Below are 21,276 nucleotides of genomic sequence, written 5' to 3'. Positions count from 1 at the left end.
GACCATCGGGCCACGGCAAGGCGCACATCGATTTCCGTGAAGCCCTCGGCGAGAGCACGCGCTCTCGCCGAACGCGTTCTGGTATTCCGTAGCGCGCCGTCTGGGCAGCAACCGCATGTTTCAGAGCGATCCGGCGCCCCGAGCCACAAAGGTGTCGGAAGCCACCCGCGAAAAATCAATCCGCTCAGCAACACCCACATGCGCCAACAAGGCCGCGTGCAGTCGGTCCCACACGCCGGCCCGCTGCAACTCGCGCAGCCGACGCCAGCAACTGACCCCCGATCCGCAACCCATTTCCATTGGCAGCTGGTTCCAACGAATACCGGTCTTGAGCACCAACAGGATTCCCGTCAAAACGATCCGGTCTGCAAGCGGTCTGCGCCCTGGATAGCGGAAACGCCGTGGTTTCGCGGGCGGCAGAAGCGATTCGATCGACGCCCATAGCTGGTCGTCGATCAGCAATTTATCCATTCATCCAATGCACAACGTTGAACACCCTATCGGGTAATCTGCACGCCCAGATAAACCAGGACTTGCCGCTTGTCATCGGAGGAAGTGCCGAACTCGCGCCCGACTGCGCCCAGCAGCGTGTAGGTGTCATTGATCTTCCAATGCATGCCGAGGTTCAAGAGCGTGAGGTGTGTGCCGGGCGCCTGTGTCCTACGCACCTCGGCAATGCACTCGCGCCCTTCGCCGCAGGCGTGGCCGGCCACGATGCCTGCAACCCACTGGTTGTCTCCGCCACCGGAAACGAAGTTGCGGCCTACCTCGGTCGAGACCCCGAAACCACCGACATCAGTAGCAACCTCAAGCGGCAGGAAGAACTCATGCCCGCTGCCAGTAATGCCGCGCCGCGTAGATGAATCCAGCATGCTGCGGGTGTACTGCGGATAGGTCGACATCGAGAAGCCCGCCTGTTCCTGATCGATGAAGCGCCATTTCACGCCGAAGTTGCCGCTGCCAAGCCCCGACTTCCAGCGCTGGCCATCGTCGCGGGCAAAGACCCATGGCACGTCGGCCTTGAGTTGGATGTGGTCACCCCAACCGTAATTGATGTCCGCATCGGGCGCCGCGATTTCCAGGCGCCCGTGTGTGCGGGTTGCGATCGCGCCGAGGTTGATCTCCCAATGGCCGTCGCCAGGCGTTTCCGGATCGTCGGTCACCATGGGTGGCCCGCCCTGCGCCAACACAGGTCCTGCGATTGTGGCTGCCGCAATCAGCGCCAACCAGCGCACGGTACGGCGCATGCGCGCCCTCGCGCTGCTCGGAAATGGCTTGTGCATAAACGTCTCTTGTTTGGTTGAAAGAATGGGGTGAGTCCGCTCAGGATTGGGGAGCAATCGCAGACATCGGCTTCGGTCGCGCGCGCGATGCGCCAAGCGCGTCGAACCAGAGGTACAGCACCGGGGTGATGAACAGCGTGATCAGTTGAGAGAGCAGCAGCCCCCCCACGATCGAGACGCCGAGTGGTTGGCGCAGTTCAGCCCCTGCACCGATGCCGAGGGCGATGGGCAGCACGCCCATCAACGCGCACAGCGTCGTCATCATGATCGGGCGGAAGCGCAGCATGCAGGCCTTGCGGATGGCGTCTTCCGCGCCCAGGCCCTCATCGCGGCGGACCCCGATCGCAAAGTCGATCATCATGATGGCGTTCTTCTTCACGATCCCGATCAACAGCAGGATGCCGATCATGGCGATGAAGCTGACCTCCATCCCCGCGAATCGCAGCGCAAGCAGCGCGCCAAGCGCGGCAGAGGGAATCCCGAGCAGAATCGTCACCGGGTGAATCCAGCTCTCGTACAGCATGCCGAGGATCACATAGATGACAGCAACGGCAATCACGATCAGCCAAAGCTGCGTCGTCTGTGATTGCTGGAACAGTGCTGCCTGCCCGCCGAACGCACCGAAGACGGTGGCCGGCATCTTCAACGCCTGCTGCGCGGAAGCAATCGCGACAGCGGCGTCCGACAGCGACTTGCCGGCAGCCAACTCGAATGACAGCGTCACCGCCGGCAACTGCGCTTGGTGATTGACGGCAATCACGCCCTTGCTGCGCGTGACGGTGGCGAATGCGCTCAGCGGCACGGTCTTGCCGGTTGCGCTGCGCACCTCGATCGCCAGGAGGTCGTTCTCGTCCCGCCGCTTCGCATCAACGACTTCGAGAATCACCTGGTAGCTGTCTTCCGGCGCATAGATGGTCGAGACCTGTCGACTGCCGAACGCGCCATACAGCGTGTTGCGCAGCGTCGCCATGTCGATCCCAAGCTGCGACGCCTTTTCCCGATCCACCTGCAGTTGCGCTTCGAGGCCGTTCTTCTGGTAGTCGCTGTTCACGCCGACCAGCACATTGGAGTGACGTAACGCTTCGACCAGTTTGCTGGCCCAAACGTCCAGCTCATTGGCACCGACCGACTGTAGTGTGTATTGATAGGTGCTCTTGGACGTGCGCCCGCCTACACGCAGGTTCTGCACCGGGCTGAAGTACACCCGGATACTGGGCAGGAACGATGTGGACTGACGCAGCTGCGCGAGCACCTCGTCCAGCGGTAGCCGCTGGTTGCGGTCTTTCAGATCGATCACCAGCTGCGTCGTGTCGTGATCCACCTTGGTCGTCACGGCGGCCACACTGGCGTCGTTGAGGATGGCCTTTTCGATCTGTTTCATCACGGCCAGCCGGCCTGCGAACGACATGTCTTCCGGTGCGTCGACGTTCGCGATCACTTGCCCGATATCTTCGCGGGGGAAGAACCCCTTCGGCGCGTCAACGTACAGCCAGGCGGTGACAGCAAAGGTTGCCGCACCAATGGCCAGCACGATGGCACGGTGCCGCAACGCGACGTCGAGCACACGCGCATACCCCGCGGCGCTGCGATCGAACGCGGCTTCGAAGAAGCGGCTCCAGCGTCCCGCTTCGCCATGCGTGCCCGGCATACGCATCACCAGCGGCACCAGCAAGGGGATCAACGTCAACGCCACCGCTGCCGACACCAGGATCGCCAGCGACACGACAATCGCGAACTCGTGAAACAGCCGGCCGATCGTGCCGGGCATGAAGAAGATCGGAATGAAGACCGCCACCAGCGAGATCGAGATCGACATCACCGTGAAGCCCACTTCCTTCACGCCGGCCGCCGCGGCTTCGCGTGGCGTCATGCCCTCTTCGATCTGGCGGATGATCGCTTCGAGCACGACGATCGCATCGTCGACGACGAGGCCGACCGCAATCGTCAGCCCCATCAGCGAGATGTTGTCCAGACTCAGGCCGCACGCCGCCATCAGCCCGAAGGTGGCGAACAGCGACAGCGGCACGCTCACGGCAGGCACCAGCGTGATCGCAACCCGACGCAGGAAGAGCAGCATCACCATCACGACCAGCGCGATCGCCAGCAGCATCGTGAGGTTGACGTCGTGGATGGCCTCGCGGATCGAGGTCGAGCGGTCGCCACGCGTCTCGATCGAGATGGACGCCGGTAGCGCAGCCTGCAGCTTTGGCAGCAGCAAGTGCACGGCGTCGACCACCGCGACCGTGTTGGCATCCGGTTGCCGCTGCACCGACAGCAGGATCGATGGCTTGCCGTCGAGCGTGCTGACGTTCTGCACGTTCTCGATGCTGTCGCGCACGTCAGCCACATCGCTCAAGCGCAAGACACGACCCTGCCGGTTCGCGACCACAATCTGGGCGAAATCGGCAGCGTGCCGTAGGTTGCCGCTGATCTGCACGGTCAGCATCTGACGCTGGTTGTCGAGCTGGCCGATGGGCGCGTTGGAGTTGGCGTTCTTCAGCGCGGCCGCCAGTTCCGCCAGCGTCAGGTCCAGCGCAGACAGCCGCGCCGGATCGGCCTGAATGCGCACGGCGTAGCGCTTCTGCCCGGTCACCTGCACTTGCGCCACGCCCTTGATTGCAGACAACGCCGGCACCACGACGTTGTCGCTGTAGGCGTTGAGGTCGGACAACGACAGCGCCGGTGAACTCAGGCCGACGAGCAGGATCGGCATATCGGCCGGATTCACCTTCTTGTATGAAGGCGGCGCCGGCAGCTCGCTCGGCAGCGAGCGCGTGGCTCGGAACAGCGCGGCTTGCACATCGGCGGCGGCCGAGTCGATGTCGCGGCTGGCGTCGAACTCCAGCTGGATCTTGGTTTCGCCCTGGATGCTCGATGATGTGGTCATCACGAGGCCGGGGATCGCCGAGAACTGTTTCTCCAGCGGAGTCGCTATCGAACTGGCCATGTTCTGCGGACTCGCTCCGGGCAGCTTGGCGCTAACTTCCAGCGTTGGCGTGTCGTACTGCGGCAAAGCCGAGATCGGCAGCTGCATCCAGCAGACCACGCCCGCGACTAGCACGCTGATCCAGAACAGCATCGTCGCGATGGGGCGCCTCAGGCAAGCCTCGGATAGCCGCATCACGCATCCTTGCCCGTACGGACCGCAATGCGAACCGGGGCGCCCGGCTTGAGGCCAGTCTGCCCCTCGGCAACCACGCGCTCCCCGCCTCTGAGGCCGTCGACCACGGCCATCTGGTCCTGCAGGCGGAGCAACCCCACCGGCCGCACCTGCGCCTTGTTGTCCTGATCGAGCACATAGACGAAGCGGCCCTGCGGCCCTTCAAGCAGCGCCTGCGGCGGCAGCACGATCGCGCCACGGCTGACACCGGCGTCGATGACAAGCTCCACGTAGGCGCCCGGCCAGAGCGAGCGCGTTCCATTCGGGAACGACGCCTTGAGCGTGATCGTGCCGCTGTCGGTATTGACGGTGTTGTTGACGAAAACAAGCGAGCCGGGCAGCCGTTTGCCATCCGGCGTCTGCAATTCGATACGGACGGTGCCGGCGGCGCGCGCATCCAGCAGCCGCGCCAGTTGCGATTCCGGCAGCGAAAACTCCACGCCGATCGGGTCGATCTGCACAACCGTAACCAGCGGCACCGCAGCCGCCGTCTGCGCGAGGCTCCCCGGGTGCACCGCAAGCGCGCCGGTCAGCCCAGTCATGGGGGCCGCAATGCGCGTGCGCTCCACCTGCAGCCTGGAGCTTGCAACTTCCGCCTGGACGGCCTTGTGCTGCGCCTTCAATGATTCGAGCTTGCTGGCGCTGGTGTCGACCGCACTGGTCGAGTAGTACCGAAGCTTTGCCAGTTGCTTAATGCGGGCCAGATCACGTTCCGCCTCATCCACCTGCGCCTCGATCTGCGCCGCGCTGGCTTGGGAACGCTCCAGTTGCGCGGTGACGTCGCTCGCGTCGATTGTGAACAGCAACTGCCCCGCCTTGACTTCATCCCCCTCTCGAAAATGGATGCCGCGCACCGTTCCGCCCACCTGCGGGCGCACATCGACCTGATTGAGCGGCACCACGTGCCCATGCGCGGACAGTTTGACGGGAAGGTCGCGCGCCTCGGCCTGTACCACACTGACCAGTGGCGGCGGCTTGGAGGACGCTTGCGCCGCATCGGACTTTCTGCCGAAGACGGCGACCTGCATCAACACGGTCACCAGCCCTATGGCTCCCAGAGCGAACGCGCCGCGTAACATCCAGGGCTTGTTTAGCGTCATGGTTCGCTTCTCATTGGGCTGGATTGAGCGCGGCATTGACCTGCGCCAGCACCGCGTCGTCCAACGCGCCGGCTGAGGCGGCCAGTTGCAGGCGCGCAAACAGGTAGTCGGAGCGGGCGGCGGTCAGGTTGTAGAGCGTCTGGTAGTAGTTCTGCTCGGCGTTGAGCACGTCGATGATGGTGCGCACGCCTACCTCCTGCCCCACCTTGCTCGACCGCACCGACGACTCGCCGGAGACCCGGGCGCGGTCCAGCGCCCGAATGCGCTGAGCACCATCCCGGAGGCTGGCAAAGAACTGGCGCGTGGCACGTTGCGCTTCGCGCAATCCCGCTTCCAGCGCGTAGCGTTGCTGATCCTTGAACGCCATCGATTGGCGCAACAAGGACTGCCTGGTGCCGCCATCGACGAGCGGGATCGTCAGGCGCAGACCGATACTTCCGGCCGTGAGGGCATCACGGCCACCAGACGTCGAAATGCTGCCCGCCTCGTATTGCCGTCCCACACTGGCTACCGCAGCGATGACCGGCGCACCGCGCCAGGTGTACTGGTCGCTGGACAGCTCGGCGATCTCCACGCCCAGCTCAAGCTGGCGAACATTGGGATTGCTGCGCCGAGTCTGGTCAAGCCAGAGATCCAGCGTGCCCGGCGGCAACTCGGTCGCTGAGAACCCCCGCGAGATCGGTGCAAGGTGCTGCGAATCCACCCCGGTCAACACGGCAAACGCATCCGACTTGTTGGTGAGATCGTTCGTGTTGGCAATCTGTGCCGCCTCAACACTGTCTTGCCGCGCCTGGGCATCATCGGTATCGCTGGCCGTGCCTAAGCCCAGCGCATACGATTGTTTGGCCAGCTCCAGTTGCTCACGGATGGCTTGCGCCTGGGTGTCCGCCAGCGCAACGTTCTCACGGGCGACCAGCACGTCGAAGTAGCTGCGCGCAACCCGGAGCATGAGGTCCTGTTCGATCTGCTGATATTGAATCCGCGCCTGTTCAGCTTCGCGATACAAGCGTTCTCGTGCAAAGTTCGCGCTTGCGTCGTACAACGGCTTGCTCCAGACAACACTCGTTCCGTAGCTTTGGCCGCTCGTATAGGACGCCGGATGCGAGGCGGTTTGCACGCCCGGCCGATAGTCTTGACCCGCCTGCCCCGCGTTGGCTGTCAGGTCAACATGCGAAGCCATCAGCGCATCGCCCTGCGCCACCTTTTCTTGGGCGGCACGCAGCGCAGCCTGCGACGCCATCAGCGCGGCATCGTTCGCGCGCGCGGCCTGCCAGGATTCGACCAAGTCGATGGCGTGCGCCGGGGCGGCTGTGACGCCCAGAAACAGGAAGACGATCTGCGCCAACAGACGGGGAGGACGTCGCAGCATTGCGGATGTTTGAGAGCGTGCACGAAGGGCATGCAGTGGGCGCAGCGCTCCCGACCACGGAGGCCTACAGCGATGCGCCCGACACGACCCGTGCGTTACTTCACATCGCCGGGCATCACTTCGTATCGCAGCAAGCCGGCCTTGGTCTGCGCGGAGCCGCCAACGGCCACGTACAGCCGTTGCAGTTCGGGCACCAGGAACGCCGTCTTTGCACCCTTTTCCGACGGCACACGCGCGATCTCTTCGTAGTGATCGGCATCGCGCTGCTGGAACACGGCAACGTAGTCATCACCGGCGGCGTAGATGCGATGGTTCTTCGCGTCAAACATCATGCCGTTGGTACGGCCCGGCGCATCGAAGCTCGCTACCGACTGACCGGTTTCCGTGTTGATCACCACGAGCTTGAACGGCTTGCGCGTGATGACGAACAATCGCTTGTTCTTCTCGTCGAGGTCGATCTGGGAGTTGTCCTTACCTTCCTTGACTTGCCAGGTCGCCAGCGGCTGGCCGGTTTTCTTGTCGAGCACGGCAATCTCGCCCTTTCCAGCCACGTTGATGAAGACACGCGATCCGGCCTGCTCCACCACGATGCCTTCGGTGAAGTCGGTATCGAACGTGGTTTCGCCCAGCGTCTTGCCCGAGTCCACGTCCACCTGCGTTACCAGGGTCTTGGTCATCTTGGTGGGCGCGTTCTTTCCGCCGGTGACAAACCACAGGCGCCGCGACGAGGCGTCATAACTCATGACGTCCGCACCCGGCGTCAGCTTGACGGTGCCCGTCACGGCGTAGCTCTTGCCGTCCAACACCTTACTCAGGCTCGCGCCGCTGTTGCTGACAAACAGCCGGTTGGACTTCGGTTCGTAGTGGATGGCGTGCGGCGTCTCCATGCCCTTGACGGTCTTCAGGTGTGCGCCGCTGCGCAGGTCGAAGACCTCCAATGTCCCGCCATCCTCGCCGGCCAGAAACAGCCGGTTGCCCTTGATGTCGGCACCGAAGTGGTCGAAATCGCCGTCGTACCCGGGCAGATCGGTGCGGCTGAGCAGGCGCAGCGGTTCGCCCGCCACGGCAACGTTGGACAGCAACGTCGATGCTGCGAGCGCCAGGACGGTGGCGACCGTGCGAATGTTCGCTTTCATAGGGGTCTTCTACCTTCGCAAGTGCGGTGCGCCGCTTTATTTGGCCTGGTCGAACAGGGCGTCGTAGCTCGGGATCTTCTTGGCCAGTGCGTCCCGCAGTGCGTTCGACTTCTTCAGGAAGGCCATTTCCTGGCTGCTGGTGTTCGGGTTGGCCGGCGGGTTCTTGAACGCGTAGACGACCAGGCCGATGTTGTTGCCCTTGGCATCGCGCATGGGCATGAGCACGACGAACTTCTTGGGGTTGTCCTTGGTGCGGTTCCAGCGCGGGTCGACGATGGTGATGCCCTTCTTGATCACGTCGATGTCATCCGGATCGTCGGCGTTGCCGATACGCTCAGGGTAGGAGCCCGCAAACATCGTAAAGATATCGGTCTGGCCCGGCGGCGTGCCGTGCAGCGTAATGCTCAGCAACTCCGGATGCTTGGACATCGTCTCGTCGGACAGTTGCTGGCCGTAGATCTTGTTAGCCGGCGGTGTCCAGTTCTTGTCTGCCCAGGAAGGCATGCTGCTCAAAGCGGCCATGCCGGTAAGTGCTGTTGCCAGCGCCAACTTGAAGAACTTGCTCATGGGTGTCTCCGTTCTTGAGATGTCATTGATCGCATCCGATCGGTGGAAGCGTGAGCCGAGTCTAGGGGGGGACTCTGTACGCTTCCTGTAGTGATCCTTAAAATTCATTCAGCAAGCGCGGCGCGGGATCGAATAGCATCACCAGACAACGCGATGCTTGCGCTATCGCTATGAGCCTGGAGCACCCGCATGAAGTCGATCGGCAGCCGCATCACCCTCTGGTATGCCATTACCGTCACGGCAACGCTCGCCTGCCTCTTCATTGCCGGCCACTTCCTGCTCGACCGCTACCTCATCAAGCAGCTCGATGAGCTCAACGAGGCGCAGTTCAAGCATCTCAAGGCCACCCTGGGCAGGGACTACGCCAAGCTGACGCCGCCGGAAATCGACGACCGCATCCGCCAGGCCACGGAATCTGCGTCGTCGCTGTTCTACATCGACATGCATGGCCCGATGACCAACCGGTTCTTCAAGTCGAGCAACCTGCACGGACAGTCCATTCCCGACATTGCGGGGGAGCGCGCGTACTCGATCGGCATCGATACGATCGGCGAAGTGCGAGTGAGCGAGTTCCAGCTCGCGCCGTTCGATGTCATCGTGGCGACGCCGCTGGCGCCCGTGAAAGACCTGATGGCGGGCTATCGGCTGGTCTTCTTCGGCTTGCTTGGCACGGCGCTGGTGATCAGCGTGGCGGTGGGCTACGGCTTGAGTCGGCTGATACTGCGCCCCGTACGCATGATCCAGGCCACCGCAAACCGCATCCGCTCAGACGATCTCAGCCAACGCATTCCCGTGGGAGACGTGAAGGACGAGATTGCGCAGTTGTCGACGTTCCTGAATCAGATGTTCGATCGGCTGGAGATGTCGTTTGCCGAGATCCGGCGTTTTGCAGCGGAGGCATCGCACGAGCTCAAGACGCCCATGTCACTGGTGGCGCTCCACGCCGAGCGATTGATTGTCAGTGAGGGCTTGACGCTGCAGCAGCGGGATTCGGTGGCCGTCATCCTGGAAGAGCTCGGCCGCGTCAACCGCATCATCGATGAGCTGCTGTTCCTCTCTCGCGCAGATGCCGGTGCAGTCCTTGTCGAGCTGCGGGCGCAGTCTCCGGCCGCGCTGCTGAACACATTCGGACAGGACGCTTCGGCGTTGGCCGAACACGGCGGCAAAGTCTTCGCCTGGTCGCACCGCGGCGATGGCGAGGTCAACATCGACGGACCGCGTATTCGGCAGGTCCTGCTGAACCTGCTGACCAACGCCCTGAGAGTCAGCCCCCAGGGCGGCGTGGTCTACGTCGACTCGACACTGACGGCTGGCACCTGGCGCATCAGCATGGTTGACGAAGGCCCCGGCCTCACTCCCGAGGAGTGTGAGCGCATTTTTGAACGGTTCGTCCGCCTACCCTCACCCGAGCAGGATCAGCGCGGCAGCGGCCTGGGCCTGGCCATCTGCCGCAGCATTGTGGCGATGCACAAAGGAAAGATCTGGGCGACCAGCCGAGACGTCGGCCGCGGCCTGCGTGTCGTGATCGAGATCCCCGCCGCGCCTGCGGCGTGATACAGCCCGCGTGGGTCAGGTTCGGTAAGTCGATCTCCCTCGCAACGCAAACCTTTGCTGCACGCATCGATCGACTCAGCTTGAGCGACGCTCCGCCATCAGCGTCCTTGCACGCGACCGCCCCTTAGCTGCCTCTGAGCGACGTTCATTCCAAAACAATCCAACACGCGGTTGATGCTCGTCCGCCTATACGGTTGCGCTGGCAGCCTTCGCGCGGCATCGGCCTCTAGGGAAAACCCACCCCCAAATCCAACGTGACCTGAACGCGCTTTCAGAATCGGTTCACGTTCGAGACAGGCTGGCTGTCTAGTGTATGGGCACGGTTGGAATACACCGACCACCACGAGACCCCTTGCAACCTAAGGACCCATAAGTCATGAAAATCCGAGACAAACTCTTGCTGTCCGCCGCTGCAGCTGCTGCCATGCTGGCAGTAGCCCCCGCCGCGCAGGCGGCCGACAAGATCACGCTGATGGTTGGCGGCTACGAAAAGATCATCTACCTGCCCGCCAAGCTGGCGGAAGGCCTGGGTTACTTCAAGGAAGAAGGCCTGAACGTCGAGTTGCTCAATGAAGGCGCCGGCGTCGATGCCGAGAACGAGATGCTGGCCGGTGCCGTGCAGGGCGTGGTCGGCTTCTACGACCACTGCGTCGACCTGCAGGCCAAGGGCAAATACATTGAGTCGGTCGTGCAGATGGCCCACGCGCCTGGCGAGGTTGAGCTGGTGTCGAACAAGCACCCACAGGTCAAGAGCATGGCCGACCTGAAAGGCAAGACGATGGGCGTGACGGGCCTCGGTTCGTCCACCAACTTCCTGACCCAGTACCTGATGGTCAAGGCTGGCGTGCCGCTCGGTCAGTTCACCTCGCTGCCGGTGGGCGCCGGCACGACATTCATCATGGCCATGCAGCAGGACAAGATTCAGGCCGGCATGACGACCGAGCCCACCATTACGCGCCTGCTCAAGACCGGTGAAGCACGTGTCCTGGTCGACCTGCGCACGGCCGAGAAGACCAAGGAAGCGCTGGGCGGCACGTACCCGGCCGCCTCGCTGTACATGCCGACGGACTGGGTCGAGAAGAACAAGCCCATCGTGCAGAAGCTCGCCAACGCCTTTGTGAAGACGCTGCGCTTCATCAATACCCACAGTGCGGCAGAGATTGCCGAGAAGATGCCCAAGGACTTCTACGTGGGTGACAAAGAGGGCTACATCAAAGCGCTGGAAGGCGGCAAGGCCATGTTTACGGCTGACGGCGTGATGCCAAAGGGCGGTCCGGAAACGGTGTTGTCTGTGCTGAGCACCTTCGCTCCAAACGTGAAGGGCAAGAAGATCGACCTGTCGAAGACCTACACGACCGAGTTTGTCGCGAAGGTGAAGTGATCATGGGTGCAGCAATGGCAACGACCACCTCCAATCCAGCCATCGAGCTGATCAACGTCAGCCGTCGCTTCCTGACGCCCGACGGCAAGTCGATGACGGCCATCCGGGATTTCACGATGACCGTCGAACGCGGCGAGTTCGTTGCCGTTGTCGGCCCGACCGGCTGCGGCAAGTCCACCACGCTGAACCTCATCACCGGCCTGGCCAAACCCTCCGCCGGCGAGGTACGCCTGTTCGGCGGCCCGATCGACGGCATCGACAACCGCATCGGGTTCGCCTTCCAAACCGACGCGCTCTTTCCGTGGCGCAGCGTGATCGACAACGTCGTCGCCGGGCCGCTGTTTCGCGGTGTGTCGAAGGAAGAAGCGTACGCCAGCGCCCGTCAATGGCTGGCGCGCGTGAACCTAACCGGGCACGAGACCAAGTTCCCGCACCAGCTCTCGGGCGGCATGCGCAAGCGGGTTTCGCTGGCGCAGACCTTCATCAACGGCCCGCAGATCTTGCTGATGGACGAGCCGTTCTCCGCGCTGGACGTGCAGACCCGCGTGCTGATGCATGACGAGTTGCTGCGCCTGTGGTCGCAATCGAAGGCCTCCGTGGTGTTCGTCACGCATGACCTGGAGGAAGCCATCACCCTGGCAGACAAGGTGTATGTGCTGACGTCGGGCCCGGCCACCGTCAAGTCGGTCTACCCGATCGACATCCCGCGCCCGCGCGTCGCAAGCGAAATCCGCTACGACGAACAATTCATCGATATCTCGCGCACGATCTGGAATGACCTGCGTGAAGAAGTACAACGTGGTGCCTCGCAGGAAGAAGCGCGCGTGGCGAAGGAGGCCGCATGAACAGTCAAGCAACTCTCAAGCCCCCGGTCGGGGTCTCCGTCCCATCCTCAGCGGAGATTGAAGCTGCAGCCGCGCGCAGCGCCAAGCGCCGCAAGCAAACCGTCTACTTCTGGCGCTACTTCATTCTCATCGTCTTCCTGGGCGGCTGGGAAGTGCTGGTCCGCATGAAGCTGATCGACGAGTTCTTCTTCTCCAAGCCATCGGAAATCGTGTCGCGCCTCTATACCTGGCTGACCGAAGGCACCTCTGACGGTCCGCTGTGGTACCACCTGTGGGTGACCATGGAAGAGTCGATGCTGGGCTTCATCACTGGCGCGGTGGCAGGCATCATCGCGGGCATTGCGCTGGGGCGCAACCGCATGCTGTCCGACATTTTCTCGGTCTACATCAAGGTGATCAACTCGGTGCCGCGCGTGGTGCTCGCACCGATCTTCATCATGATTTTCGGGCTGGGTCTGACCTCCAAGGTGGCGCTGTCGTTCGTGATGGTGTTCTTCGTGGTGTTTGCCAACGCCTTCCAGGGCGTGCGTGAAGCCGACCGCAACCTGCTGGCCAATGCGCAGATCCTGGGCGCACGCGGCTGGCAACTGACGCGCTCGGTGGTCATTCCGTCGGCCATGAGCTGGATCTTCGCCTCGCTGCACGTCAGCTTCGGCTTTGCCATCGTCGGCGCCATCGTGGGCGAGTTCGTGGGCGCGCGTTACGGCATCGGCCTGCTGATCAACATCGCGAAAGGCTCGTTCGACGCGGCCGGCATGTACGCGGCGATCGTCATCATCATGGTCGTCGCGCTGGCGGCGGAATACCTGATGACGATGGTGGAAACGCGCCTGGCCAAGTGGCGCCCGGCGCCTCTGCAGGACACGCACTGAGTCCGGTGGGGTTCGCTGAAGACCGGCGAACCTCGCCCCCACGTTTCCGGCTGGCGCCCAACCAACAGACCTCATCATGAAGATCGACACAACAAGAGCCCGAGTCCTGGCCGCGAGGGTCCCGAAATGCGCCGTTGCTGCCCTGGCGCTCGTTGGCGCATCGGCAGCGCTTGCACAGCTGCCGGCATCGTTCCCGGTGAAAAGCTACGCACAGGAACTCGTCGACCGCACCGTCGCCCAGCATCCCGATCTCCGGGCCGTGGTGATGCACGTGACCCCACCCAATGCAGCCGACAACGTCGTCATTGCCTCCAACATCGGACGCATCGGCAAGCCCGCTGATGCGGATGACCTCGATGTGATCGCCACTGGCAATCCACACGTCGCCATGGATCAGGGCAACAAGCGCATCGAAATCGAGCTGCCATTGCGCGATGTCGGCGGCCAGACCGTGGGCAGTCTCGGCCTGGTGTGGCGGTATCCGGTCGGCGGCAACCATGCCGAATTCGAGCGTATTGCCGGCGTCATCCGCGACGCCCTGTCGCGGCGCATCCTCAGCCTCGCCAATCTGATGGACCCCTACCCGTTCGCGCCGCTGGTGACCACCAAGTCCCGCGCGCAGACCCTGGTCGAAGAAGCCCTTCAACGTCACCCGGAAGTGACGGTGCTGGCCTTGCGCGCACGGGTCCAGCCCAAGGGCGACCTGGTCCTGCTGGGCTCCACCTTCGGGCGCCATGGCAAAAAGGCGGACGCAGACGACATGAAGGTGCTGGATGCCACCGCGCCCATCACCGGCGTGTACTCGAACGGCAAGCGCTTTGGCGTCGACCTGCCGATCCGCAACCGCAGCGGCATCGCAATCGGGACACTGAACGTCGGCTACGCCTACGGTAGCGGTCAGGACGCAAAGGCCCTGACCACCCACGCCGTTGCACTGCGCGACGAACTGCAGACCCGCATTGCAGCCACGCCGGCGCTTGAGGAGATCGACCCATGATGCCGAGGTTCAAAAGCGCGTTCGGCCCGCTGCTGGTAGCCACATTGCTGACCGGCACCGCCAGCGCGACCGCTGCCGTCTCCGCACAGCCCGGCACCGGCACCAACATCACGACGGTCTCCAGCATCGGCAGCCACGAGATGGGCCCGTTGATGAACGCTTGGCTGCAGGCCTTGCACCAGCAACAGCCCGGCATCTCCCGAGGCCCGCGTTGGCAGCATGTGGGTGATGCCGCCGCCATCGGCGCGCTGATGTTCGAACTCGCAGACGTCGCGCCGATGACGCGCCCACCCCTGCCAGCCGAGCTCGCGCCCTACGCGCACCAGTTTGCCGGCGACATGATGAAGACGCCGGTGCTCTTGCGCGTGGCGCAGCACGACGGTAAACCCGTTTTCCTGGCATTCAACAAGCGGCCGGATTCGCCGCTGCCTCCGGCGGTGCTGGAATTCGTCAGCTTTGCGTTGAGCCCTGCGGGGCAGCAGATCGCAGCGCGCCAGCCCGGCTTTGCGCCGCTGCCCGCCGACGCCATCGCGCAGGAGCTGCCCAAGCTGGACGGCTACCGCGCCACGCTAGACCCAGCGCTGCCCCGCTACGTTGCCGGCGCACCGCTCAAGGGTGAGATTCGCAGCATCGGCAGCGATGGCATGAAATCGCTGATGGAGCGATGGATGCACGACTTCCACACGCTGCAGCCCGGCGTTCGCAAGGGCGACCGCTGGGAGCACCTCGGCACGCTGAACGGCTTCCATGCCTTGATGGCCGGGGAAACGGATCTGGCACCCATGGGCCGCGAGCTCTGGCCCGAAGAGAAGGCATCGTTCGGCCAACTGAATGCCGGACGCGAGCCGTTCGAGATCCGCGTCGCACGCGGCGGGTTCGATACCCAGCAGCGCACCACTGCCCAGGCGGTCTTCGTGAATGCCAGCAATCCGATCGAGCACCTCACGATGCAGCAGTTGGCCGGCATCTTCGGCAACTCGCCCACCATCACGCGCTGGGGCCAGCTTGGCCTGACGGGTGAATGGGCCGATCGCCCAATCAAACTCGATGTACCGCCTCTGGCGACGCCGAACGCCATGTCGATGCAGATCATGGCGCTCAAGGGCGGCGCCTGGAGCAACACCGTGCACGAAGCCTCCGTGGCCGACACCGCGAAAGCCATCGCAGCCGACACGGCCGCCATGGGCTTTGGCGGCTTCGAGGATGGCGGCCCGGGGCTCAAGACAGTACCGGTGGCGCGCGACGCAGGCAGCCAAGCCGTGGCCGGGACGCACGAAACGGCGTCGACGGGCCGCTACCCGCTCACGCGCTACATGTACATCCGCCTGCGGCATAACCTGGGCGAGCCGCTGCCTGCAGCCACCAAAGAATTCTTGCGCTACGTGCTCAGCCGGCAGGGGCAGGAGCCCATCCTGTACTCCGGCTACTACCCCCTGACCGCGCAAGAGGTGAAGGAAGAGCTTGCCAAGCTGCGGTGAGCTGGAAGGCGGACACAAACACCGATAGAACGACAACACGAGAGGAGACCAAGACCATGAAGACATCCATCAAGCTCGCCGCCACAGCGCTGGCTGCAGCCGCATCGCTGGCGGCGCTCTTGCCGGCCCACGCCCAGGCGCAACAGGGCGCGACCCCCATGCTGATGTGGGTGACGCCGACCACCCCGACGAACAAGCCGCAGACCGAAGCGCAGGCCAAGGCGGGGGTGGAACACGGACGCGATCTACCGGCACCGGAAGTGCTGCAGCCGACGCTGGATGCACAACTGCCGTCCTATCAGCCGCGCCGCGACATCAAGATCAGCGGTACCTTCAAGGGCGCGGCCTCCGACGTGATGGTGGTCCTAGCCCAGAAGTGGATGGAGAAGTTCAAGAGCTACTACCCCGACGTCAACCTGTCGATCTCGCCACCGTATGCCGGCAGCCTGGGGGCCATCGAGCTGATCAAGGGCGACCTGGACTTCGTCTTCGTCTCGCGCGAGCTCAAGCCGGATGACATCAGCAAGTTCAAGGCGAAGTTCAACTACGACCCGCTGAGCGTGCCGATCTCGGGCGGCTCGTACCGGCACTTTGGCGCGCTCGACACCGTCGCCTTCTTCGTCAACAAGGACAACCCGATCGAGCAGATCACCTTCAAGCAGCTCGACCAGATGTACTCGTCCACGCATGCCCGTGGCGGTGCCGCCATCACCAAGTGGGGCGATCTGGGACTGACCGGCGAATGGGCCGACAAGCCGATCAACCTGTACGGCATCCGCCCCTGGAACGGCTTTGAAGAGTTCGTGCGGCAGCGTGTGCTGAGCGCCGACGGCAAGCGCGGCGAATGGCGCGATGGCGTCAAGTTCGAGAAGCTCGTGTTCCCCATGGCCAAGGACGTCGCCGCAGACAAATACGCCATCGGGTATTCGGGCATGGCCTACATGGATGCGCCCGTCAAGCTCGTGCCGCTGGTCGAGAAAGCGGGTGACACCCCGCAAGCCCCGACCTACGAGAACGTCGCCCTGGCCACCTATCCGCTCAGCCGCCTGACCTACTTCAACACCAACAAGGCACCGGGCAAGCCACTGCCCCCGGCGCTGGAGGAGTTCCTGAAGTTTGTGCTCAGCCGCGAGGGGCAACAGGTGGTGCTCGACCACGCGCGTTACGTCCCGCTGCGTGCATCGCAGGTGACCGCGGCACGTGCCTTGGTGGAGGGGCGCGGCAACTGACCAAGCCACGGATCTGCTGAAACAGGCCGGTGCCCGCGGTGGCATCGGTCAGGCAGTACCAACACGCACCAGGCCGACACGACAGGCCGGGCAAAATAAAGGTGGAGACAATATGAAGCTGGCCAAGACAACCCTGGCCCTGGCCATCCTGTTGGCGATCCCGCAAATGCGGGCGCTGGCCGCAGACGCACAAGCGTCCAGCGCGCAGGACAGCCGGGTCGATCGCAAAGACGGTGCGCAATCCTATGCGCAGTATCTCGTCGACAGTTATGCACGCCTGCATCCGGAGCTGATCGGTATCGAGCTGCACGCTACGATGCCCGATGCATCGCGGAGCACCATCGTGGCATCGAAAACGCCCGCGCTCGTGGGCACGCCGTCCAGCCCCGAAGATGTGACCGTGTTCCGCACCGGACGGGCCATGGTCGAGATCAACCGCAAGGGAGACCAGAACGTCGAGGTGACACTACCTCTGTTCGACATCAGCCGGCGGCCCATTGGCATTGCGGAACTGACATTCCCCTATGCCCCCGGCACCGATGAAGACGCCCTGCTGCGTCAGGCCGCGCAATACCGCAATGACCTCAGCCGTCGCATTCTGGATCCTGAAAGCCTGACGGCGCCGATGCAGCTCGACGAGCGCATCCCCACCGAGTCCTACGCGCAGTTCCTGATTGACGACGCGCTTGAAAAATACCCGGGGGTGGAGGTTCTGGCACTGCACGCGCGTACAGCGAAGGTCTCAGGCTACCCCATCACCGCCTCCAATATTGGCCGATATGGCAAGCCAGCGGAGCCCGGTGATCTTGCCGTCATCGAAAGCGGCACACCACACGGGGCTGTCGATGCACGTGGCTCCCGCTATGAATGGAAGGTGCCAGTCAAGGACGCGGTGGGAACCACGATCGGCGTACTGGCTGTCGTGTTTCCGTATTCGTCCCGCACCGACCCCGAGGCGTTGCGCAAGCAGGCCGAGCGCATCGCCAGCGGTTTGCGCGAACGCATTTCGATCGCGTCCGGGCTGGATGCCCCGTACGCTGCCGCGGGCGTGACCCCGCGCAACGACGCCATCAAGGAATACAACAAGCCCGAGCTAGCCAACGAGCAAAGCCTGCCGATGACCAAGGAGGTATCGTCCGGCCACGCGCTGAGCCAGACGCAGGAAGGGTATTCAGAGGCGATCAAGAACGTGGCCGGTGTGGTGTCGACCAACTCGTCTGGCAGCGCCAACGATGCGTTCGCCATTCGCGGCATCAAGCTCAACCTGTTCTCGAACTACCGGCTCGACGGCGGCCTGCCGGTGACCGGCGTCATCACCAACCCGACCGAGAACAAGGAGCGCGTCGAAACGCTCAAGGGCGCCAACGCGCTCATGTTCGGGATCGCCAGCCCGGCCGGCATCATCAACTTCGTCACCAAGCGCGCGGGCGACCAGGATGTCACAACGTTTGGCCTTGCCGGCAACACGTTCGGGCAGTACGGCGGCAGCATCGACATCGGCCGGCGCTACGGCCCGGAAAAACAGCTTGGCGTGCGGCTGAACGCATCGGCCACGCACTACGAGAACGGCGTCCACGACCTGGGCGGCGATGGCGAGTTCGTCAGCCTCGGCCTAGACCTGAAGGCCACGTCGCGGCTCACCTTCCAGAGCGACTTCGAGTACTACCGCCGCCAGGTGCCCGAGCAGGCGGGCATCTCCCTCAAGCCGGCCGTCAACGGCGTCGTGCCGATCACGCCCGTGCCGGACCCGCGCAACCTGCTCTCCGGCCGGTGGGATCTGTACACCCCCGAGACCTTCAACTGGCAGGGCCGCGCCGACTACCAGATCAGCGACGACTGGAAGGTCTTCACCCAGCTCGGCTATTCGGGCTCGCACCGCCATCGCACCACCGTGCGTATCTCGGGCTACGACCTGAACACCGGCGCCAACGGCCTGGTGAACGTGCAGCCGGTTACCAACGAGTATCGCAACACCTTCATCCGCACCGAGGTGCTGGGCCATTTTGCGACCGGGCCCATCACGCACGACCTCACCCTGGGCGTCTCGCGCACGTCGCGCTATTCGCTGGCGGCGGACGTGCAGAACATGACGCTGCCGCAGCGCCAGAACATCTTTGACCCAATCGTGCTCAACCCGCCGGTCTACACCAAGCCTGGGGTGACCAGCCCGTCGCAGACAAGTACCGACGCGGCCGTGTATGCCTACGACACGATCGCGCTCACCAAGCGGCTGAAGCTGCTGGTGGGAGCACGCCAGGTGCTCGACACGGAGGAATCCGGCTCCGTCACGTCGCAAAACCATGTGTTCTCGCCGGCGTATGGCGTGCTGTTTGACGTGCTGCCGACCACCACGCTGTTTGCCAGCTACATGCAGGGTCTGGAAGCTGGCGGCACAGCGCCCGCGAATGCCGCAAATGCGAACGTGATCCTGGCGCCGGCCATCTCGAAGCAGAAGGAATTCGGCATCCGCGATTCCTACTTCAAGGGACTGTCGGTCAGCGCATCGTACTTCGAGATCACGCGCGGCAACGCCGTCACCGACCCGGTCACCAACATCTTTGGCTACAGCGGTGACCTCTCGTACAAGGGTGTCGAGGCAACAGCAACCTACGAAATCAACCGCGCCTGGCGCATCCACGCGGCAGTGCTGCGTCTGAAGGCTCGGCAGGAGGCGCCTAACCAGCCGCTGATCAACGGTATGGCGCCCGAGAACACGCCCGACTGGACCGGCAACGTCGGCGTGTCGTACAGCCCAGCCGCAGTACCGGGCTTGACGCTGCGCGGCGGCGTTGCGCTGATCTCGAAACGGCCGGTCAACGCGCAGGACCAGGGCTACATCCCGGGCTACAGCCTGTACAACATCGGCGCCAGCTACACCACCCGCATCCAGGGGCGCCGGACGACGTTCCAGCTCGCGATCGACAACCTCGCCAACAAGCGCTACTGGAACTCCGTGACGACCGGCACCTACGGCATCGGCATGGACCGCACCATCAAGTTCAACGTCAAGTTCGACTTGTAATCAGACCGCGGTGGCAGACGTGCGCACATTGCACGTTTGCCCCGTCCGATCCTGAACGAATCTTCAGGTCACATTCATCCTGCATTCGGGTGCGTCTCATAAGGTAGAGACGATCACGCCCGACTGAGCGCTGACACCCACACTTAGGAGACATCCATGACAAGGACAGCCACATTGGCCGTCAGCATCGCAGCGGCCATCTGCGCACTGAGCGCGGTACCCGCCCATGCACTGAAGTACGCCGCACCGGAACATTCGCTCAAGGCCGACCCATCGATTCCGAAGTGGAACCCGGGCCCGGTCGAAAGCAAGCCGGAAGAGGAGCTGAATATCGTCGGCGCCGACATCATGGATGAGATGGTGATGGAGTGGACCAAGATCTATCGCAAGCAGTACCCGCGCCTGTCGCTGACGATGGATCTGCGCGCTTCCGGTGCGGGTGCACCGGGCCTGGTCTCGGGCAAGGGCGAGCTGGCACCCGTCGGCCGTGAGATGTTCCCTGCCGAGCGCAAAGCCTTCGTCGACAAATTCGGCTATGAGCCGCTTGAGATCAAGGTCGCGACGGGCAGCGTCGGCTCGCTGGGCAAGACCGCAGCCAGCATCATCTTGGTCGACAAGGACAACCCGATCGACTGCCTGAGCCTGCCGCAACTCGATGCCATCTATTCGAAGACCCGCAAGCTCGGCTACAAGGAAGTCAACACCTGGGGCGACCTGGGCGCCACGGGTGAATGGGCGTCCCGCCCCATTCATCTCTATGGCCTGAAACCCGTCAACGGGATCGAGCAGTACTTCAAGGAAGTCGCCATGAAGGGTGGCGAGTACAAAGACAACATCCAGTTCGTCAAAGGCAAGGGCTTCACGCATGCCTTTACCGTGGCAGCGGAAGACATGGCCACGCACCCGGGCGGCCTGACCTACGCGCTGATGGCGAACGTCACGCCCAACGTGAAGGTCCTGAAGCTCTCTTCCACGCAAGGCGGCACCTGCTATGCGCCGACGGTGGAGAGCGTCTATGCGCACAAGTACCCGTTCAGCCGCTACGTCTACATCTACGTCAACAAGGCCCCCGGCAAGCCGCTGGAGCCCAAGGTCAAGGAATTCCTGAAGCTGGTGCTGAGCCAGGAAGGCCAGCAGGCGGTGGCCAACGAGCGCGTGTTCATTCCGTTGCAACCTGAAGTCGTGAAGGAGGAGTTGAAGAAGCTGGATCAGTAAGCGGCAGCCACGAAAGCCTGCGGCGTCACCAACGATGCCCGCTAACACGCCGCAGGCTCTCCGACACG

Annotated in this window: 15 protein-coding genes and 1 pseudogene; 9 read left to right on the top strand and 7 right to left on the bottom strand. The window is 63.4% G+C overall.

What is annotated here, in order from left to right:
* Positions 1-126: 126 nt before the first annotated feature.
* The 7 genes and pseudogenes from M1D44_RS18155 to M1D44_RS18125 form a co-directional block, all read right to left on the bottom strand.
* Positions 127-471 (bottom strand): annotated as a pseudogene (locus M1D44_RS18155) (transposase); the annotation flags it as partial.
* Positions 472-497: 26 nt separating this feature from the next.
* Positions 498-1,247 carry a hypothetical protein gene (locus tag M1D44_RS18150; RefSeq protein ID WP_439004665.1) on the bottom strand — a complete coding sequence of 250 codons (750 nt, stop codon included), beginning with the start codon at positions 1,245-1,247 and terminating at the stop codon, positions 498-500.
* Positions 1,248-1,323: 76 nt separating this feature from the next.
* Positions 1,324-4,404 carry an efflux RND transporter permease subunit gene (locus M1D44_RS18145; RefSeq protein ID WP_439004664.1) on the bottom strand — a complete coding sequence of 1,027 codons (3,081 nt, stop codon included), beginning with the start codon at positions 4,402-4,404 and terminating at the stop codon, positions 1,324-1,326.
* On the bottom strand, positions 4,404-5,543 hold the full coding sequence (locus tag M1D44_RS18140; protein ID WP_439004663.1) for an efflux RND transporter periplasmic adaptor subunit: 1,140 nt from the start codon (positions 5,541-5,543) through the stop codon (positions 4,404-4,406). Before M1D44_RS18140 ends, M1D44_RS18145 begins: the two co-directional genes overlap by 1 nt.
* 10 nt (positions 5,544-5,553) lie before the next feature.
* Entirely contained in the window at positions 5,554-6,912 is a 1,359-nt protein-coding gene (locus M1D44_RS18135; protein WP_439004662.1) for a TolC family outer membrane protein, read from the bottom strand.
* Between the two features lie 95 nt (positions 6,913-7,007).
* Positions 7,008-8,048 carry a YncE family protein gene (locus M1D44_RS18130; RefSeq protein ID WP_439004661.1) on the bottom strand — a complete coding sequence of 347 codons (1,041 nt, stop codon included), beginning with the start codon at positions 8,046-8,048 and terminating at the stop codon, positions 7,008-7,010.
* 36 nt (positions 8,049-8,084) lie between these two features.
* Entirely contained in the window at positions 8,085-8,615 is a 531-nt protein-coding gene (locus tag M1D44_RS18125) for a hypothetical protein (protein ID WP_439004660.1), read from the bottom strand.
* 189 nt (positions 8,616-8,804) lie between these two features.
* On the opposite strand from M1D44_RS18125, the gene M1D44_RS18120 reads away from it, so the two are divergent.
* From M1D44_RS18120 to M1D44_RS18080, 9 genes are all read left to right on the top strand, one after another.
* On the top strand, positions 8,805-10,169 hold the full coding sequence (locus M1D44_RS18120) for a sensor histidine kinase (RefSeq protein WP_439004659.1): 1,365 nt from the start codon (positions 8,805-8,807) through the stop codon (positions 10,167-10,169).
* 376 nt (positions 10,170-10,545) lie between these two features.
* Positions 10,546-11,550 (top strand): ABC transporter substrate-binding protein, encoded by a 1,005-nt coding sequence (locus M1D44_RS18115; protein WP_439004658.1) that lies wholly within the window; start codon positions 10,546-10,548, stop codon positions 11,548-11,550.
* Positions 11,551-11,564: 14 nt separating this feature from the next.
* Positions 11,565-12,395, top strand: coding sequence for an ABC transporter ATP-binding protein (locus M1D44_RS18110; protein ID WP_439004657.1), 831 nt, complete (start codon positions 11,565-11,567; stop codon positions 12,393-12,395).
* Complete coding sequence (locus M1D44_RS18105; RefSeq protein WP_439004656.1) at positions 12,392-13,267, top strand: ABC transporter permease; 876 nt, start codon at positions 12,392-12,394, stop codon at positions 13,265-13,267. The genes M1D44_RS18110 and M1D44_RS18105 overlap by 4 nt, the downstream gene beginning before the upstream one ends.
* 76 nt (positions 13,268-13,343) lie before the next feature.
* Positions 13,344-14,264 (top strand): hypothetical protein, encoded by a 921-nt coding sequence (locus M1D44_RS18100; protein ID WP_439004655.1) that lies wholly within the window; start codon positions 13,344-13,346, stop codon positions 14,262-14,264.
* The gene (locus M1D44_RS18095) at positions 14,261-15,742 is read left to right on the top strand and encodes a substrate-binding domain-containing protein (RefSeq protein ID WP_439004654.1); all 1,482 of its coding nucleotides are present in this window, start codon (positions 14,261-14,263) and stop codon (positions 15,740-15,742) included. Before M1D44_RS18100 ends, M1D44_RS18095 begins: the two co-directional genes overlap by 4 nt.
* A 56-nt stretch (positions 15,743-15,798) precedes the next feature.
* The gene (locus M1D44_RS18090) at positions 15,799-16,971 is read left to right on the top strand and encodes a PstS family phosphate ABC transporter substrate-binding protein (protein WP_439004653.1); all 1,173 of its coding nucleotides are present in this window, start codon (positions 15,799-15,801) and stop codon (positions 16,969-16,971) included.
* A 112-nt stretch (positions 16,972-17,083) separates the two neighbouring features.
* Complete coding sequence (locus M1D44_RS18085) at positions 17,084-19,993, top strand: TonB-dependent receptor (protein WP_439004652.1); 2,910 nt, start codon at positions 17,084-17,086, stop codon at positions 19,991-19,993.
* A gap of 156 nt (positions 19,994-20,149) precedes the next feature.
* On the top strand, positions 20,150-21,208 hold the full coding sequence (locus tag M1D44_RS18080) for a PstS family phosphate ABC transporter substrate-binding protein (RefSeq protein WP_439004651.1): 1,059 nt from the start codon (positions 20,150-20,152) through the stop codon (positions 21,206-21,208).
* The last annotated feature ends 68 nt before the right edge of the window (positions 21,209-21,276 follow it).

The organism is Ralstonia sp. SA306 (assembly GCF_054792405.1).
This window is presented reverse-complemented; position numbering and strand designations above follow the sequence as displayed.

Bases quoted from the DNA above. Each gene is read 5' to 3' on its own strand.
- M1D44_RS18140 (WP_439004663.1), bottom strand. From the start codon at position 5,543: ATGACGCTAAACAAGCCCTGGATGTTACGCGGCGCGTTCGCTCTGGGA.
- M1D44_RS18130 (WP_439004661.1), bottom strand. From the start codon at position 8,048: ATGAAAGCGAACATTCGCACGGTCGCCACCGTCCTGGCGCTCGCAGCA.
- M1D44_RS18085 (WP_439004652.1), top strand. From the start codon at position 17,084: ATGAAGCTGGCCAAGACAACCCTGGCCCTGGCCATCCTGTTGGCGATC.
- M1D44_RS18135 (WP_439004662.1), bottom strand. From the start codon at position 6,912: ATGCTGCGACGTCCTCCCCGTCTGTTGGCGCAGATCGTCTTCCTGTTT.
- M1D44_RS18120 (WP_439004659.1), top strand. From the start codon at position 8,805: ATGAAGTCGATCGGCAGCCGCATCACCCTCTGGTATGCCATTACCGTC.
- M1D44_RS18095 (WP_439004654.1), top strand. From the start codon at position 14,261: ATGATGCCGAGGTTCAAAAGCGCGTTCGGCCCGCTGCTGGTAGCCACA.
- M1D44_RS18090 (WP_439004653.1), top strand. From the start codon at position 15,799: ATGAAGACATCCATCAAGCTCGCCGCCACAGCGCTGGCTGCAGCCGCA.
- M1D44_RS18110 (WP_439004657.1), top strand. From the start codon at position 11,565: ATGGCAACGACCACCTCCAATCCAGCCATCGAGCTGATCAACGTCAGC.
- M1D44_RS18150 (WP_439004665.1), bottom strand. From the start codon at position 1,247: ATGCGCCGTACCGTGCGCTGGTTGGCGCTGATTGCGGCAGCCACAATC.
- M1D44_RS18105 (WP_439004656.1), top strand. From the start codon at position 12,392: ATGAACAGTCAAGCAACTCTCAAGCCCCCGGTCGGGGTCTCCGTCCCA.
- M1D44_RS18145 (WP_439004664.1), bottom strand. From the start codon at position 4,404: ATGCGGCTATCCGAGGCTTGCCTGAGGCGCCCCATCGCGACGATGCTG.
- M1D44_RS18100 (WP_439004655.1), top strand. From the start codon at position 13,344: ATGAAGATCGACACAACAAGAGCCCGAGTCCTGGCCGCGAGGGTCCCG.
- M1D44_RS18080 (WP_439004651.1), top strand. From the start codon at position 20,150: ATGACAAGGACAGCCACATTGGCCGTCAGCATCGCAGCGGCCATCTGC.
- M1D44_RS18115 (WP_439004658.1), top strand. From the start codon at position 10,546: ATGAAAATCCGAGACAAACTCTTGCTGTCCGCCGCTGCAGCTGCTGCC.
- M1D44_RS18125 (WP_439004660.1), bottom strand. From the start codon at position 8,615: ATGAGCAAGTTCTTCAAGTTGGCGCTGGCAACAGCACTTACCGGCATG.